The sequence below is a fragment of the Chitinivorax sp. B genome (assembly GCF_005503445.1).
Lineage (GTDB): Bacteria > Pseudomonadota > Gammaproteobacteria > Burkholderiales > SCOH01 > Chitinivorax.
The window spans coordinates 71,080-86,369 of record NZ_SCOH01000013.1; the positions used below are offsets into that span (position 1 = coordinate 71,080).

General features: G+C 54.0%; 14 protein-coding genes. 5 read left to right on the plus strand and 9 right to left on the minus strand.

The window, feature by feature from the left end; all coding sequences use genetic code 11:
- Window positions 1-51: 51 nt before the first annotated feature.
- Window positions 52-1,629 (plus strand): ABC transporter substrate-binding protein, encoded by a 1,578-nt coding sequence (locus tag FFS57_RS10105; RefSeq protein ID WP_137937668.1) that lies wholly within the window; start codon window positions 52-54, stop codon window positions 1,627-1,629.
- A gap of 79 nt (window positions 1,630-1,708) precedes the next feature.
- On the opposite strand, the gene FFS57_RS10110 is transcribed toward FFS57_RS10105, so the two are convergent.
- Window positions 1,709-2,617 (minus strand): LysR family transcriptional regulator, encoded by a 909-nt coding sequence (locus FFS57_RS10110; protein WP_137937669.1) that lies wholly within the window; start codon window positions 2,615-2,617, stop codon window positions 1,709-1,711.
- A gap of 356 nt (window positions 2,618-2,973) precedes the next feature.
- On the opposite strand from FFS57_RS10110, the gene mdtH reads away from it, so the two are divergent.
- Window positions 2,974-4,179 carry a multidrug efflux MFS transporter MdtH gene (mdtH, locus tag FFS57_RS10115; RefSeq protein ID WP_137937670.1) on the plus strand — a complete coding sequence of 402 codons (1,206 nt, stop codon included), beginning with the start codon at window positions 2,974-2,976 and terminating at the stop codon, window positions 4,177-4,179.
- A gap of 47 nt (window positions 4,180-4,226) precedes the next feature.
- On the opposite strand, the gene speD is transcribed toward mdtH, so the two are convergent.
- The 7 genes from speD to FFS57_RS10150 form a co-directional block, all read right to left on the minus strand.
- Window positions 4,227-4,613 (minus strand): adenosylmethionine decarboxylase, encoded by a 387-nt coding sequence (speD, locus tag FFS57_RS10120; protein WP_137937671.1) that lies wholly within the window; start codon window positions 4,611-4,613, stop codon window positions 4,227-4,229.
- Window positions 4,614-4,907: 294 nt separating this feature from the next.
- Entirely contained in the window at window positions 4,908-5,960 is a 1,053-nt protein-coding gene (locus FFS57_RS10125; protein WP_137937672.1) for a hypothetical protein, read from the minus strand.
- Window positions 5,961-6,415: 455 nt separating this feature from the next.
- Window positions 6,416-7,747, minus strand: a complete 1,332-nt coding sequence (locus tag FFS57_RS10130) for a DUF4178 domain-containing protein (RefSeq protein ID WP_249383963.1) — start codon at window positions 7,745-7,747, stop codon at window positions 6,416-6,418.
- Between the two features lie 195 nt (window positions 7,748-7,942).
- Window positions 7,943-9,154: an esterase/lipase family protein gene (locus tag FFS57_RS10135; protein ID WP_137937674.1), complete on the minus strand. Its 1,212-nt coding sequence runs from the start codon at window positions 9,152-9,154 to the stop codon at window positions 7,943-7,945.
- A 70-nt stretch (window positions 9,155-9,224) separates the two neighbouring features.
- Window positions 9,225-10,265, minus strand: a complete 1,041-nt coding sequence (locus tag FFS57_RS10140) for an SPFH domain-containing protein (protein WP_137937675.1) — start codon at window positions 10,263-10,265, stop codon at window positions 9,225-9,227.
- A 150-nt stretch (window positions 10,266-10,415) separates the two neighbouring features.
- Window positions 10,416-10,715, minus strand: a complete 300-nt coding sequence (locus FFS57_RS10145) for a nuclear transport factor 2 family protein (RefSeq protein WP_171013810.1) — start codon at window positions 10,713-10,715, stop codon at window positions 10,416-10,418.
- A 7-nt stretch (window positions 10,716-10,722) separates the two neighbouring features.
- On the minus strand, window positions 10,723-11,109 hold the full coding sequence (locus FFS57_RS10150; RefSeq protein ID WP_137937677.1) for a DUF350 domain-containing protein: 387 nt from the start codon (window positions 11,107-11,109) through the stop codon (window positions 10,723-10,725).
- Window positions 11,110-11,209: 100 nt separating this feature from the next.
- Here FFS57_RS10150 and FFS57_RS10155 point away from each other — a divergent pair, with 100 nt between their 5' ends.
- Window positions 11,210-12,721 (plus strand): polyamine aminopropyltransferase, encoded by a 1,512-nt coding sequence (locus tag FFS57_RS10155; protein ID WP_137937678.1) that lies wholly within the window; start codon window positions 11,210-11,212, stop codon window positions 12,719-12,721.
- A gap of 53 nt (window positions 12,722-12,774) precedes the next feature.
- On the opposite strand, the gene FFS57_RS10160 is transcribed toward FFS57_RS10155, so the two are convergent.
- On the minus strand, window positions 12,775-13,050 hold the full coding sequence (locus tag FFS57_RS10160) for an accessory factor UbiK family protein (protein WP_137937679.1): 276 nt from the start codon (window positions 13,048-13,050) through the stop codon (window positions 12,775-12,777).
- A gap of 312 nt (window positions 13,051-13,362) precedes the next feature.
- Between FFS57_RS10160 and glnK the strand changes: the two genes are divergently transcribed.
- Window positions 13,363-13,701 carry a P-II family nitrogen regulator gene (gene glnK, locus FFS57_RS10165; RefSeq protein ID WP_137937680.1) on the plus strand — a complete coding sequence of 113 codons (339 nt, stop codon included), beginning with the start codon at window positions 13,363-13,365 and terminating at the stop codon, window positions 13,699-13,701.
- 20 nt (window positions 13,702-13,721) lie between these two features.
- The gene (gene amt / locus FFS57_RS10170) at window positions 13,722-15,239 is read left to right on the plus strand and encodes an ammonium transporter (RefSeq protein ID WP_249383964.1); all 1,518 of its coding nucleotides are present in this window, start codon (window positions 13,722-13,724) and stop codon (window positions 15,237-15,239) included.
- The last annotated feature ends 51 nt before the right edge of the window (window positions 15,240-15,290 follow it).

The following is a 15,290-nucleotide window of genomic DNA, read 5'->3' on the forward strand; positions in this document are numbered from 1 at the left end:
AGGGTTCGCTTTGTGGCAAACTCGGCCGAAATCATGACTGAGGAGCATTCCATGTTGCGACTGATCCCCCTATCACTCGTTGTCCTCCCTGCACTGGCATTGGCCAAGCCGTTGACGGTTTGTACTGAAGCCAGTCCAGAAGGGTTTGATGTTGTGCAATACAACTCGTTGGTGACGACAGCAGCATCAGCCGATCCGTTAATGAATCGGCTGGTGGAGTTTGATGCCGTAACAGGTCGTGTTGTGGCGGGTCTGGCAGAAAAATGGGCAGTCAGTGACGATGGTCTGGCTTATACCTTTACCATACGCCCGAGAGTGCCATTTCATTCGACGGAATACTTCAAACCCAGCCGTTTCCTGACTACGGATGATGTGGTATTCAGTTTTGAGCGGATGTTGAACCCGAACCACCCATGGTTCAAGACGGCGCCTAATGGATATCCACACGCCCGGTCAATGCAGTTTGACAAGTTGATCAAAGTGGTCAAAAAGCTGGACGATCGCACTGTACGGTTTGAACTGAATTATCCCGAAGCAACTTTTCTGGCATCCCTAACCATGGGGTTCGCTTCGATCTATTCCGCCGAATATGCTGAGCATTTGTTGAAGGCGGGTGTGCCAGACCAGTTGAATCAGAAGCCGATCGGCACCGGACCGTTTGTCTTTAAAAGCTATCTGAAAGACAGTGTGGTGCGCTATGACTCCAATCCACAGTATTTTGGAGCCAAACCCAAGGTTGACAAGCTGATTTATGCTATCACTCCGGATTCTGCCGTTCGGCTACAGAAGCTGAAGGCGAACGAGTGTCAGGTAGTGATTTCGCCCAAGCCGCAGGATGTCGAGGCCGCGCGGCTGGTGGGTGGTTTGCAGGCGTTGGAATCACCCGCGTTCATGACGGCCTTTGTGGCGTTGAACACACAACATCCACCACTGGATAACCTATTGGTCAGGCAAGCCATCAATCTGGCGTTTGATCGTAACAGTTATCTGACGACCGTGTTTGGCCATAGCGGCCAAGCAGCTAGCGGGCCATTGCCGCCAACTACATGGGGCATGGATAAAACCTTGGTCCCCTATCCACACGACGTCATCAGGGCAAGGAAGTTGTTGGCAGATGCCGGTTTGGCCAATGGATTCAGTACTACAGTCTGGGTACGGCCTTCCGGCAGCGTGTTGAACCCCAACCCGAAAGCCGGTGCCGAGTTGCTGCAGGCGGATTTGGCTAAAGTGGGTATCAAGGCTGAGGTGAAGGTAGTGGAGTGGGGAGAGTTGATCAAGCGTGGCAAGGCTGGTGAGCATGACCTGCTGTTCATGGGCTGGGCGGGTGATAATGGCGACCCAGACAACTTCTACACCCCGCAATTCAGCTGTGCTGCGGTGCAGTCTGGCACCAATTTCGCACGCTTTTGCGATGAAAAATTGGATAAGTTGGTGACGGATGCCAAGCGTATTACCGATACCAAGCAACGTATCAAGTTATATCAGGCTGCTCAGCACATGGTACATGATCAAGCACTTTGGGTTCCATTGGCGCACCCAGTGGCCAGTGTACTGGTGCGTTCCAATGTCAGCGGCTATCGAGTCAACCCGTTTGGCAGGCATGATTTTTCCAGTGTGATCCTCAAATAGGTCGGGCCTGATGGGTGAGGCCTAAGCCGACAGTCGAGTGTGTTTGCCTGTTAAAGTGGTGGCGCAACTCGCTTATTGTTCAGGTTGCCACGCCAGTCGCACGCCAGCCGGTGGCCAGCGCACGGGCCGCATCCAGTACGGCGTCCTTGGGAGCATTGGGGCGTTTACCGGTGCGGTAGGCAACCATGACCTCCCAATGCCAGGACGGCAGGTCAGTAACCGTCAATCGCTTCAGGCGGCCAGCCAGCAGGTCGCGTACCACGGCAGCGGCAGGCATGAAGGTGACAAACCCATAGGCAATGGCCAGTTCACGTGCAGTGGCCGCAGGCTGATTGGCGTGAATCGGCTCCGGGTGCCCACGCCGGGCGCGAATCAGCTGAATCAGTTCCTGACAGCCTTCGCCCCAATATTGTGGTGAGATGCGATGGCAGGCAACGTCGGTCAATGTCAAAGGTTCACTTTGCTGTGCCAGTGGATGATCCGCTGATACCACGGCCACGATCGGTGATTTCCCGAGCGGTTCCATCTGTATGCCAGCCATGGTCGGACATTTCAGTACAAACCCAACTTGAATGCGGCCCACCAGTAGATTTTCCATGATGTCTGGCGAGTGATCCGTATGGCAGCGGATCTCCAATGGGGCATCTGCCAGCATTTCGATCAGCGGACCAAAAATCACTGATGCCATTGAGGGCATGCAGGCCACTGCTACCCTTGGTAGCGTGGGTGTACCTTGTAATGATTGTCGGCCGTTGTCCAACTCTGCCAGGGCTCGCCGCACCGAGTCGACATAGCGGGTGCACGCTTCGGTCGGCACGGCACCACGTCGATGGCGTGTAAACAAGGCTGCGCCCAGATCTGACTCCAGCAATGCAATCCGTTGGCTAACCTGAGGCTGTGACCAGCCATGTCGGGCAGCTGCTTGGCTGAAACTGCCGGTGTCGACAACATCCAATAACAGTTGTAAATCGGCAAGTGAAATAGTCATAACATTTGCTGATACGAAATATAGCTAGAAATAGGCTTCCACAATAGCAGCTTAGTACCCAGAATGTATTCCCATTCTAGGTTCTGTTGACATGGTTTCATGGCTCGCGCCGAACCGAGTTTTGGGACAATCCGTTGTTGCCACAAGCTGATATAGCCTGCTATACGGCGTTCGTGACGCCTAGGCTTGCCCCAAAATTCGGTTCGGCCCATGGGGTTGGTCTGCTTTTGGGCTTCCCCCGTTGTCGCAAACCGCTTGTATAGATCACTATGCGGCGCGCTTTGCTCCTAGGTCCAAGCCCAAAATCAGTCCAACGCGTGCCGTGAAATCATGTCAACAGAACCCAGGAGAGGGCTATGGTACCGGCGTCACGCGTGCGTCGTTTGGGTAAGTGGTTTGTGTTGCTGGACAATGTGCTGGTCGTATTTGGCTTCTATGTCGTATTTCCGCTGATCAGTATTCATTTTGTCGACCATCTGGGTTGGGCGGCCGGGTTGGTCGGCTTGTCACTGGCACTTCGGCAGTTTGTGCAACAAGGCCTGGGGATTTTTGCCGGTTCATTGGCTGATCGCTATGGCGCCAAGCCGCTGATCGTCAGCGGTATGTTGCTGCGGGCGGCTGGATTCGTCTGTATGGCATTGGCGACCTCCTTCTGGTGGTTGCTGCTGTCGTGTGTGTTGTCCGGCATTGGTGGTGCGTTATTTGATCCGCCGCGTAATGCGTTGATCGTCAAATTCACCCGGCCTTATGAGCGTGGTCGTTTCTTCTCTATCATCATGATGGTGGATAGCGCAGGTGCGGTGGCAGGTGCGCTACTAGGCAGCTGGCTGTTGCATTTTGATTTCCGCTGGGTGGGCTGGATAGGTGCGGCGATTTTTCTGGTGGCTGCGTTGTGCAATGGCTTGTTGGTGCCCAACTATCGTGTGGCGACACGTCGTGGCTCGTTGCTGCAGGGGATCACGACTGTATTGCGGGATCGGCCTTACCGTAACTTTGTGCTGACGCTAAGCGGCTATTACTTATTGGGTGCGCAGATCATGCTGCTGTTGCCGATTGCCATCAAGCACATGGCAGGTACACCACAAGCGGTAGGATGGATGTATACGTTGGATACCATTTTGTCGTTGGTCCTGCTGTACCCGCTGGCGCGCTATGCAGAACATCGATTCACACTACAGACCCGCGTGATGGCAGGGCTGGCCCTGATGACGGTCAGTTTGGGGGCACTGGCGTTTGCCAGCAATGTGGTCGCCATGTTTGTGCTGATGGGGGGATTTTACATTGGGGTGATCGCTGCCGAGCCGGCACGTGAGACGTTGGTGGCCGAATTGGCAGATCCAGCCATGCGTGGCACCTATCTTGGGTTCAGTCGTATTGGCTTGGCGCTGGGCGGAGCCTTGGGCCACCTGAGTGGTGGCTGGCTGTATGACACTGCTACGAACCTGCGAATGCCAGCATTGCCGTGGGTGGTGCTATTTGTCGTTGGGATGGTGACGTTGTATGCGCTGCGAATGCAGTTCTCGGCAGCCAAATCAATTCCAATGACCGTCTACCAGGGATAAATTCTCCCTGGTTTCACAGGATTGATTATCTGGATATGGATGTGACGTCAGGTCAAATGGGGCTCAACGGGTAACCTGCCACGCCGATGATCGGTAATCCAGCAGTTTGACGGTGCCAGTAATTGCTGCAATGTGATCAATGCCTGGCGTGGTTGGGCGGCCCCGCACATGAAAACGTCAATGGCGGCAAAGTTATCTTCGGGCCAGGTATGAATGCTGATGTGGGATTCTTGTAGCAACAGTACACCCGTCACTCCTTGGCCTTCGCCAAAGTGATGGAAATGGCCGTGGATGGGTGTTGCCCCGGCCGCAACTGCAGCTTGTCGCAGCGCGGTTTCGATCAACACAGGGTCAGCCAGCTTGCTGGCAGGCACACCATGAAAATCGGCCAGCAGGTGCTGGCCGTGCGGGCAGGTCACTTCTGACAGGTTCATTTATGGCTACCGCTGCTACCTGACCACCCCGAACCACTGGAACCCCAGCTACGTGAACTGCTTGTGCTTTTGCTGTCGGACATCGAAATATTCACCATGGTAGTGATCAGCATCACAAACAGGCCATAAATGATGTAGACAAAACGATTCATGGTGGTCCCAGTTTCGCAGGTGGTACATGCGTCTATTGTATATCACCGCAAGGCAGCCTGCTTGCCAAGCATGGCCACACGGCGCTTTGCTGGCGGCACATGGTTATCTTCCGTCTGATCTATTGCTGCCCGTTCGAGTCGGTCAGGCTGTGAATTCCAACTCTTGTCCAACGGGCGCTTTGGCCCATTGCTGAGGTTGGGGAGACCAGTCGCTACCGTCTTCTCGGGCCATGATCAAGGCGACGAAGCGACCCAGATCGATACCTAGAATGTCTTCTGCAGCAGCTTTGCCTGCATCATTTCGATGTGCCGCAGTCACGAAACGTTTGAAACCATGCCAGTCCCGGGCCAATTGTTCCACAACCGTCTGTGCCAGGTCATACGCCAGTTGGCTGATGTCTCCACTTTGCATGAAGGCATCACCTGACCAGAATTGTTGGATACTATGCTCATTCCATACTTGGCGGTGCTTGTCGCGAATGTGGTGATTGGGTGCCGGTGGGCCAGCCAGCCGACGTTCGCTGCTGACTGCAATTCCTTCGTTCAGCCAGGTTGGCATGGGCAGATAAGACAGCATGCTATGTGTCATCTCGTGCACGATGATGGGTTCGATCACACTCAGGTCTGCCTGGGTGGTGACGAAATGACCACAGCCGCGGTGAATGTACATGCCACTACTGAGCGAAAACTCGCCTTTCTCAGGGTAATAGCCGCAGACGTACTGATAGTATTGATCTTGGCTATCGAATACAACCATCAACTCCTTGCCGAGTGAATCCGGTTTGGCAATGCCCTCCAGAAGCGTGCCTAAGCGCCGCTGGGTTTGTTCCATGTAGGCCAGGGTGGCGTGGGCCACATTGGGCGTTAGTGACGACAGCAACATGGCACGATTGCTTTCCACCAGATGAAACCCCGCCCCCAATGCCTGCTTCATGTGCAGCAGCCACCCTTGTTCACAGGCTGCCCAGGCGGCATCTCGTGTCCGTTCACCTGGCAGGCTGTCGACCCAAGTCGAGATGGCGCGCCAGTCGGCGATGGGAAAGCCTTGTCTGATCGACAGGTGCTGTGCCAGGGTAAACTGGCCAACGCCAGGTACATTGATGTGTACAGGTGCCGGTCGGTTGTCCTGTACGGCGGGCTTGGGGCGTGACGGCGATTGCAGGCGACCAGTCAAGGATTTGATAAAGCGAATCATGCTACGGTGTCCGATAAAACTAAGTCATTCGTTGCCCGCCATAGGCGGGTACAACACGTTGGGACATCGCTTTACCATCTGGTCTAGTGCATGTCGTGTAGGCGGATATGTCTGCGTTGATCGATCTCGCCTGCCACATCATGCCGGCTTACGACTTCCTCGGCATGATGTCCCTATTTCTCCAGTAGGTTGGGTGTGCTGAGTGGCGATGCTACCCACCCTTGTTTTGATCTGACCCAACATGCATTCTGTAGAATGAATGCATGTCGATGAGTTTACCATGGGCTAACGGAAAAAATGGTAAATGGGTTTATGTTTGGTAAATTAAATTGACATCGTCATTATTGTTGACGTCGAAAACCATGTTGCCATGAAGTCTTCAGGCAATACGTGGGAAAAGTAGATGGTTTGCAATGGGGTATTTCAAGACGAATGCATACTAGTGTGGTGGGCACTCAGCTGTCATCACCTTTGTTGAAGGTTGGCCACCATAGCGCGAGCAACGCGACACCTAGCAGAATGATCCCGGCAAAGCCACTACCAAACAGGATCGGCACATTGAAAATCAGCAACATCCAGGTAAATGCTTTGGCTGTGCTGTGCAGTGGTGAAATTTCTTCGTCCACCGTGTCGCGTTTACTGGTGGTACGCGGTACTTTGCCAGGCTTACCGAGCCAGGTGGCAATCTGATCAGTGCTGACGGATTCCGATCTGGACCAACTCAGTTCGTTGCTATTGCGTTCTTGTGTGAGTTTGATGTTGCCTTGCCGGTAGTCGGTGATCCACGTTTTGTCGCCAACTGATACTCGCCAGTTGAAAGAACCAGCAGCATAGATGACCTCGCTGCCATACTCGACATACTTGGTGTAACTGGTGCCATCAAACCGGGCCGAACTGTTGGAGAATTGATCCGGCCAAGTGTTGAGAACCTCCACCTTATCCCAACCTTCATCGGTTTCCACCAACCACATGAATCCCTTCATGGGGTGATACAGCAGGTATTCCGTCCATTCGCCTGGATCGCCGATCTCTCGGCAGCGCATGAAACCGATACTGTTCCAACGAACTTTATCGATTGTCAGTACAGTGCCCAGTGCGATGGTCGGCGTGATTTTTTCCAGCTCATCGTGCTTTTGCAGCACAGTTGCCTTATCCCCTGTGCAATCCACCTCTGCATGACAGGCTGGGCAGGCCACCTGCATGGCGGCACCGGAACGATATTTGATGGGGCTGCCACAGCCTGGGCATTCCAGGGTCTGCACCTTGCCGCGCATCTTGCCAGCGCTTTGGGTGATTTGCTCATCAGTACGTAACAATTGGCACTGCAGGCTTTGCAAGGTGACTGCATCACCCATATAAGCTGCTGGGTCGTGGCCATCCGAGAAGTCCAGCGTCACAAAACGTTCTTTGCTTCGGAAATCTGCTACATGTGCCTGCCAACCCTCGCCAACCTGAAATGGAAGCTCGCCCTGTCCACCGACACATTGCGCAGTTCGGACATCAGCAGCGATAAAGGCGGTTTTGTCGAAATTGAGCGACATACCAGGCTTGATCTGCTCGAAAGCCGGCATTTTGGCTGGTGTCGGCAGCGGTACCGTCATTACGTATTGGCCGGACGAATCTGACAGCCAACCCGGTGTGCCGTCATCGAACAAGACATACCATTCGTTCCAGAAGCCAGCGTCATAACGCAATTGAATGCGCCCGACCACGCCGAAGGCCTTGCCTTGGTAAACACCGGAGGTGGTGATCTGGATAGGCGAGAAGTCTTCGATTACGGAGGACATCTTGCCAATGTCCTTGACCGAATCAGCATCGCGCATCAAGGTTGATTGGCAATACTCGCAAACGGCCATGACCGAGGCCGCAGAGCGAAACAGGACTTCAGCACCACACGCGGGGCAAGCGACTTTATACATACTTTGTTGTGTTCTGCAGGGTGGGCGACAACATGCCAGCCAAAGTTGATTTTCGTTGCGACATCAGGTGCCTGCTTGCAGCCATGTCTTCAATTGTGCATACACCTCGGGCCGGTTGAGCAGATCAAGGTGATTCATGCGATAACCAATCCAACAATGTTCCGCCGGAAAGTTCAGAGATCGCTCAGGATCGGAGTGTTGGCCTAATGCACTATCCAGTGGCACTAACCCATCCCCCGCAAGTTGGCTGCCCAACTTTGCCGTGGTATCGCCCACCGCTGCCGCCGCCGCGTAGCAGGCTACACCGGCCGGTAGCGGAACGGGTTGACGCTGATCACCGGCATGAGCAAAGCGATCATGAGATTGCCAGTCCTCATCCAGCAGACTACCGTGCCGCAGATCAGTGATGCCGGCGCTACGTAACTTGCCCAGTCTGGCGAAGGGGGCTGTGTAACGGTTGCTGTCCATCAACAGATGAAACCAGTTGCCGCTACGTTCCAGAGGGGCGCCATGGTGCGGCGTACCCAGGCAGATCAATTTGTCGAGCAGGCTGCGCCAATGGTGTCCTGACAGACTGGCGTAATGACATGCACTACGTGCTACCAAGCCTCCCATGCTGTGGCCGATCAGTGTCAGTGATGTGACCTTGACAGGCCAGATGGCCACCAGGTCTTCCAGCATTTGATCAAGCGACTGGCCGTTATGGGAGATATGTAACCCGCTGTTGTAATGCAGGTAGAGCGGTGTGTAACCCAACACTTTCGCCAGTTCTGCACCATGGTCGTGGCCCCGGCGCAACCATTGGCGATCGTTCATACATAGGCCATGAACCATGACCAACAGCCGTGATCCAGCATCTGGTACCGTGTCAGCCAATGCCTGTGGGGCCAAAGTCAGTTCTGTACCTTGATGTCGCACTGTCATCGGGATGGCCAGCGGATTACCACTTTCCGCCAAATAGTCGCCTAATACTCCATTGATGGCCGCCAGCAGTGCTGGCCGTCCTGGCCAGCGGCTCGTATCGACCAGCAGCGGGGCCAGCTTGAACAAAGCGGTGTCGAGGCTGCCACCAGTCAGGCGCGCCACGCTTCGTACTGAGCGGTAGGCCAACGAAGTGATGCCACCGATGGGTTTGTCGATTCCGAATACCCAACGCCCGCTGCTTCGAAGAATGGTCATGTGCAGCATTTCCGCGATGTCACTGATGGCGATGACAGCATCGACCGTCAGCTTGCTGACACCACGCCAATCGTCTGAACGATGTGCTGCGGCCATGATCTTTCCTTGGTTGTGTGGTGTGGGTTCCGGATCAGAAAGCCGGAGCAGTCGACCCCGGCGATCTTAATCAACCGATCAGCTTCTTCAGGATTTCGGCTTTGGCGCTATCAAAGTCGGCTTGAGAAATAAGCCCTTTATCAAGCAGCCCTTTCAGTTTTTCCAGGCGTGCTTCCGGTGCATCTTCCGCCGGGGTTGCAGGGGCCGCTGCTGCCGTAGGCTGTGCAACGGGTGCGGCTTGTGGTGCGGCCTGCATTTGCCCCATTGATTGCGCCATGACCTGGCCGATTTGTACACCTGCGCCCAAGCCCGCCCCGATTCCGGCCAAGCCGCCTTCGTTTTGGGCCGCCAACGGGATGGCATTGGCCGTCTGGTATTGGGTGTAGGTCTGCATATTGCCGATCATGCCCATCGAGATGCGGGTATCGATGGCTTTTTGCAGTTCTTCCGGCAACGAGATGTTTTCGACGGCGAAGTTATCCAGTTCCAGGCCATATTTGCTGAAAGCGGGAACGAGGGCTTCCTTCATCTTTTCAGCCATCAACAGTTGATTGCCAGCCATGTCGAGGAAAGGCACACCACCGCCACCCAGGGTGGACGTCATGGTGGCGACGACCAGATTACGTAACTGGGTTTCCAGATCGTCACGCGTGTAGATTTCGCGGGTACCGCTGACTTCGGTGTAAAACAGTTTCGGGTCGACCAGCTTGTATGAATACATGCCGAAAGCGCGCAGCCGAACCATGCCGAAATCCTGATCACGGATGGTGATGGGCTGTGGTGTTCCCCACTTACGGCCCAGCTGAATGCGGGTACTGAAGAAGTACAGGTCGCTCTTGAACGGGGATTCGAACAACTTGTCCCAGTTTTTCAGATAGGTCAGTACCGGCAAGGTCTGAGTAGTCAGCTTGTACTGGCCGGAGCCAAACACATCAGCAACTTTGCCTTCGTTCACGAACACCGCCATTTGCGAGTCACGGACCGTCAGGCTGGCGCCATTCTGAATTTCCATATCCTGCATCGGGAAACGATAGGCCAGTACACCGTCCTCTTCCTCTGTCCAATGCAGGATGTCTATAAACTGTTTCTTGATAAAAGAGCCGAGACCCATGATCGTTCCTTGATGAAAATAATTGACTGGTTACGGGTCGAGGCGGCCCGGTCAGCAATTGGTTGCTTAGCTTTTGTCCGTTAGTTGGCAAATCAATCCGTCAGCAAAGCGAAAAACGGATTGGCCTTGTAATGTCGGTGTGTCGCCTGTTTACATGCCATTGGGCAAATCAATTGCCAGTACGCCACGATAGTCGATCCCGACAGCCAGCAGGTCATGGTTATGTTGCCGATGTGTGGGTGTTTGCTGCCGTTGACTGAAGCGTGTCTTGCCGTGCTTGGCAAGTGATTCGAACTGGGCAAGACCTTTGGCTTGCGCGGTTACAGTCTCTCCGGTCACATTCTCGAATGCGATGTCTTGATGCAGGCCGGCAGCCATACCCTCTAGATCGAACTGGTTGTAAGCATCGATATAGCGTTTTACGAGTATCTTCTGGTCGCTTGGATTCACGGTGACCTCAAGACATACAACCTGCATTGATTACGCCAACGGAAACGGAAATCGCACCCATCAAGGTGCCCATGGCGATATTGTCTTCCTGCAATGCCTCATTCATGTGCGGCAGCATCCGGCTGGTCAGTATGTAGGCGACCAACTGAACGGCCATGCCACTGGCAGCCCAAATCAGGAAGGTCAGCCAGGTCGGGTTATGCATGATGCTGGAAGCCAGTGTCAGTGAAAAACCTGTCATGGCGCCGCCGAAGCTGAGTGCTGGGGCCAGGTTGCCATCCCGGATCAATGCCATCTCATCAAACGGGGTGACCTTGAAATAGATGGCCACAAAGAATGCCAGCATGGCAAATGCAGACAGGATATGAATCAGGTAGTTGTAGGCAAGTTCCATCGTCAGGCCTTGTCGGGGTTGGTATCGTCACGTGTTTAAGTTGTATTCTAGAGTGCTTCTACACATTCGCGAACGACATAATCCGTATCGCATACTTATTATGCTAGATCGAGTCCTGGTTCTCTCAGTATTTATCGTTGCATCGTGCGGGCTCGCATATGAATTGATCGCCGGCGCGCTGAGCAGTTATCTGTTGGGTGATTCAGTATTGCAGTTTTCATCGATCATTGGTTGTTATCTCTTTGCAATGGGTGTGGGCTCGCATCTATCGCAATATGTGAAAGATGAAGACACGCTGGCCCGCTTTATCGATATCGAATTGCTGGTTGGCCTGATTGGTGGTTTGTCGGCGGCGATCCTGTTCATGGTATTTACCTGGATGGCCACACCGTTCCGAACGGTGTTGTATGCCTTGGTGTTTGTCATTGGCATGCTGGTGGGGATGGAGATTCCATTGGTGATGCGAGTATTGAACGCCCGTAAGGCCGGCTTCAAGGAATTGGTCAGCCGCGTATTGACCTTTGATTACCTAGGCGCGTTGGCTGTGTCACTGCTGTTTCCATTGGTATTGGCACCCAAACTGGGTCTGACTCGTACTGGATTTCTGTTTGGCATGTTGAATGCTGGCGTGGCACTGTATACCGCTTATATCTTTCGTCGAGAGCTGAGTGCGTTTCGCATGCAGACTATACGAGCTGCGATGATATTGGGGTTACTGCTGCTGGGGTTTGCTGCATCCGATCAGCTGACACGCTGGTCTGAGAAGGGTCTGTTCGGGGATGATGTGATTCATGCCGAAACCACGCCGTATCAACGTCTGGTGGTAACCAAGTGGAAAGATGATCTGCGGCTGTATATCAATGGTAATCTGCAGTTTTCCTCACGTGATGAACATCGTTATCACGAGGCGTTGGTGCATCCGATTATGCAAACCCTGCCATGGGCTCGCCGGGTTCTGGTACTGGGTGGTGGGGATGGCCTGGCCGCAAGGGAAGTATTACGCTATCCACAAATCGAGCAGGTCACCCTGGTGGATCTGGACCCGGCCATGACTGGGTTGTTTGCCCGGTCCGGACCGTTGGTGGCGTTGAACCGGGGATCGTTGACCGACAAACGTGTGAGTGTGGTGAATGCGGATGCGGGCAGTTGGCTGGAAACCAATACCGAGCAATTCGATGCCATCATTGCCGATTTTCCTGATCCCTCCAATTTTGGTTTGGGCAAACTTTATTCTGTACCTGTCTATCGTTTGATGGCCCGGCATTTGTCGGAGAACGGCCTGATAGTGATCCAGTCTACTTCACCTTATTATGCGGCACGCTCTTTCTGGTGCATTGATGCGACATTGCGTGAGGCAGGCTTTCAAACCTGGCCGTATCATGCTTATGTCCCCAGCTTTGGTGAGTGGGGATTTATTGCGGCGGGTAAACAACCTGGTTTCATGCCGCCTGATCGTTACACCTTACCTATGCGTTTCCTGGATGGTGACAGCACGAGGCTGATGTTCAGCTTTCCGGCTGATATGCAGCGGGTTCAGGTGGAACCGAATCGGCTCAATAATCAGTCATTGGTACATTACTTCGAAAAAGACTGGTCACAGGTGATACGGTAAAAACAGAAACGGCGACTTCAAGTCGCCGTTTCTGTTTGAGCCATCAATCCGGCTTATTCTGCAGTTGGTGTGTTTTCAACGGTGGGGGCCGTTGCCTTGGCTGCTTTTTCCAGTTCAGCCAGCCGCACCTCCAGTTGTGTCAGCTTTTCGCGAGTGCGTTTCAGCACTTCTTGCTGCACGTCAAATTCTTCACGTGTAACCAGATCCAGGCGGGAAAAAGCCGCACCCAGCATGGCTTTCATGTTTTTTTCCACATCCTTGGCCGGGCTGCTGGCTAGGGTTTCACCGATTTTTGCACTGATATCTTCAAGAATCTTCTGACGAAGCATGGTAGGGCTCCGGTTGGTTCGCATTGTTGGCAAGTCTAGCAAAAAGCAGGCATGCGCGGGCATATGATCGTCATTGGCGCGTGCTCGAATTACATGACGCACCAACTGAGTGCATTCGTGGGGGAGGGCGCGCATCACTGGTGCAGCTGGTTGAGGTTGGATATCCGTGTTAATGGTTATTTATTGATTATTAATGGATTTAATGGTTGGCATGGTATGTGCTAAGAATTGTGATGAGTGGCAAATTGCCACGGATAACTATGACAACCCGCGGGCGGTTTCCCTGCCCGATCAGCAATCTTAGGAGCTGACATGAAACTGGTCACTGCCATCATCAAGCCATTCAAGCTGGATGAGGTGCGCGAAGCACTCTCTGCGATTGGTGTGCAAGGGATTACCGTTACCGAGGTGAAGGGTTTTGGCCGGCAAAAGGGCCATACCGAGCTCTACCGTGGTGCGGAGTACGTGGTGGATTTTCTGCCTAAAGTGAAGATTGAGGCAGCGGTACGCGATGACATCCTGGAGCAGGTGATTGAAGCGATCGAAAAATCTGCTAATACCGGCAAGATCGGCGACGGCAAGATTTTTGTGTTTGAACTGGAACAGGTAATTCGTATCCGTACCGGCGAAACAGGTGCGGACGCGCTGTAATCACCATTGGAGAGAGAGCGATGAAAAAACTGCTTGCGACACTGGCGCTGTTTGGTGCCATGCTGGCTACCCCAAGCTGGGCGGAAGACCCCAAGCCGGCAGAAGCGGCCCCTGTAGCCACTGAGGTGACCGGTGTTGCCCAAGCTGCAACGGGAACAGTATCTGTTGTGGATGCCAAAGCGGCTGAGGCTGTCGCCGCCCCGGCTGCCGCAACAACGCCCGCACCCGTTCCAAACCGTGGGGATAACGCCTGGATATTTGTTGCCAGCGCATTCGTTATTTTGATGTCGATCCCCGGATTGGCACTCTTTTATGGCGGTTTGGTGCGTGCCAAGAACATGTTGTCCGTGTTGATGCAGGTATTTTCAGTGTTTTCGCTAATATCGCTACTGTGGGTGGTGTATGGCTACAGCGTGGCGTTTACCGAAGGCAATGCTTTCTTTGGTGGGCTGAGCAAACTGTTCCTGAAAGGCATCACGCCAGATTCAGTGGCTGCGACGTTCTCCAAGGGGGTTGTGATCTCGGAACTGATCTACGTGGTGTTCCAGGGGGCGTTTGCCGCTATCACATGCGGCCTGATCGTCGGTGCCTTTGCTGAGCGTGTGAAATTCTCTGCAGTGTTGGCGTTCTGCGTGATCTGGTTCACCTTTGCTTACCTGCCAATGGCACACATGGTCTGGTACTGGGCGGGACCGGATGCCTATACAACGCAAGCTGCAGCTGATGCCGCTACCGCAACAGCAGGCTTCCTGTTCCAAAAAGGTGCACTCGATTTCGCAGGCGGTACCGTTGTACACATCAACGCTGCTGTTGCTGGTTTGGTGGGTGCCTATATGGTTGGCAAGCGTATCGGTTATGGTCGCGAAGCGATGACACCACACAGCCTGACCATGACCATGATCGGTGCCAGCCTGTTGTGGTTCGGCTGGTTCGGTTTCAACGCAGGTTCTGCGCTGGAAGCCAATGGCGTCGCAGCACTGGCCTTTGTGAACACCTGGGTGGCCACTGCGGGTGCTGCCATTGCCTGGACCTTTGCCGAATGGTTGTTGAAGGGTAAGCCTTCCATGTTGGGTGCGGCATCGGGTGCGGTGGCTGGCTTGGTGGCGATTACGCCCGCCTGCGGATTCGTCGGTGTGGGTGGGGCGATGGCCATCGGCCTGTTGTCCGGTGTGATTTGCCTGTGGGGCGTACATGGCTTGAAACGCATGCTGGGTGCGGATGATGCGCTGGATGTGTTCGGGGTGCATGGTGTAGGTGGTATCCTGGGGGCATTGCTGACAGGTGTGTTCGCCGATCCGGCACTGGGCGGTAGCGGTGTATGGGATTACGTGGCAAATGGCGTGGCCGGTGGGTATTCCATCGCCACCCAAGTGAAGATTCAAGCAATTGGAGTGGGGACAACGCTGATCTGGTCAGCAGTGGTATCCGTCATCGCCTACAAGCTGGTGGATATCCTGATCGGCCTGCGTGTACCGGAAGAAGAAGAGAGAGAAGGGCTGGATGTAACCTCGCATGGCGAGAAGGCCTACAACATTTAAGCAAGCAAATACAAAAAAACATGCTTGGACTGGGGCGCACCATGCGCCCCT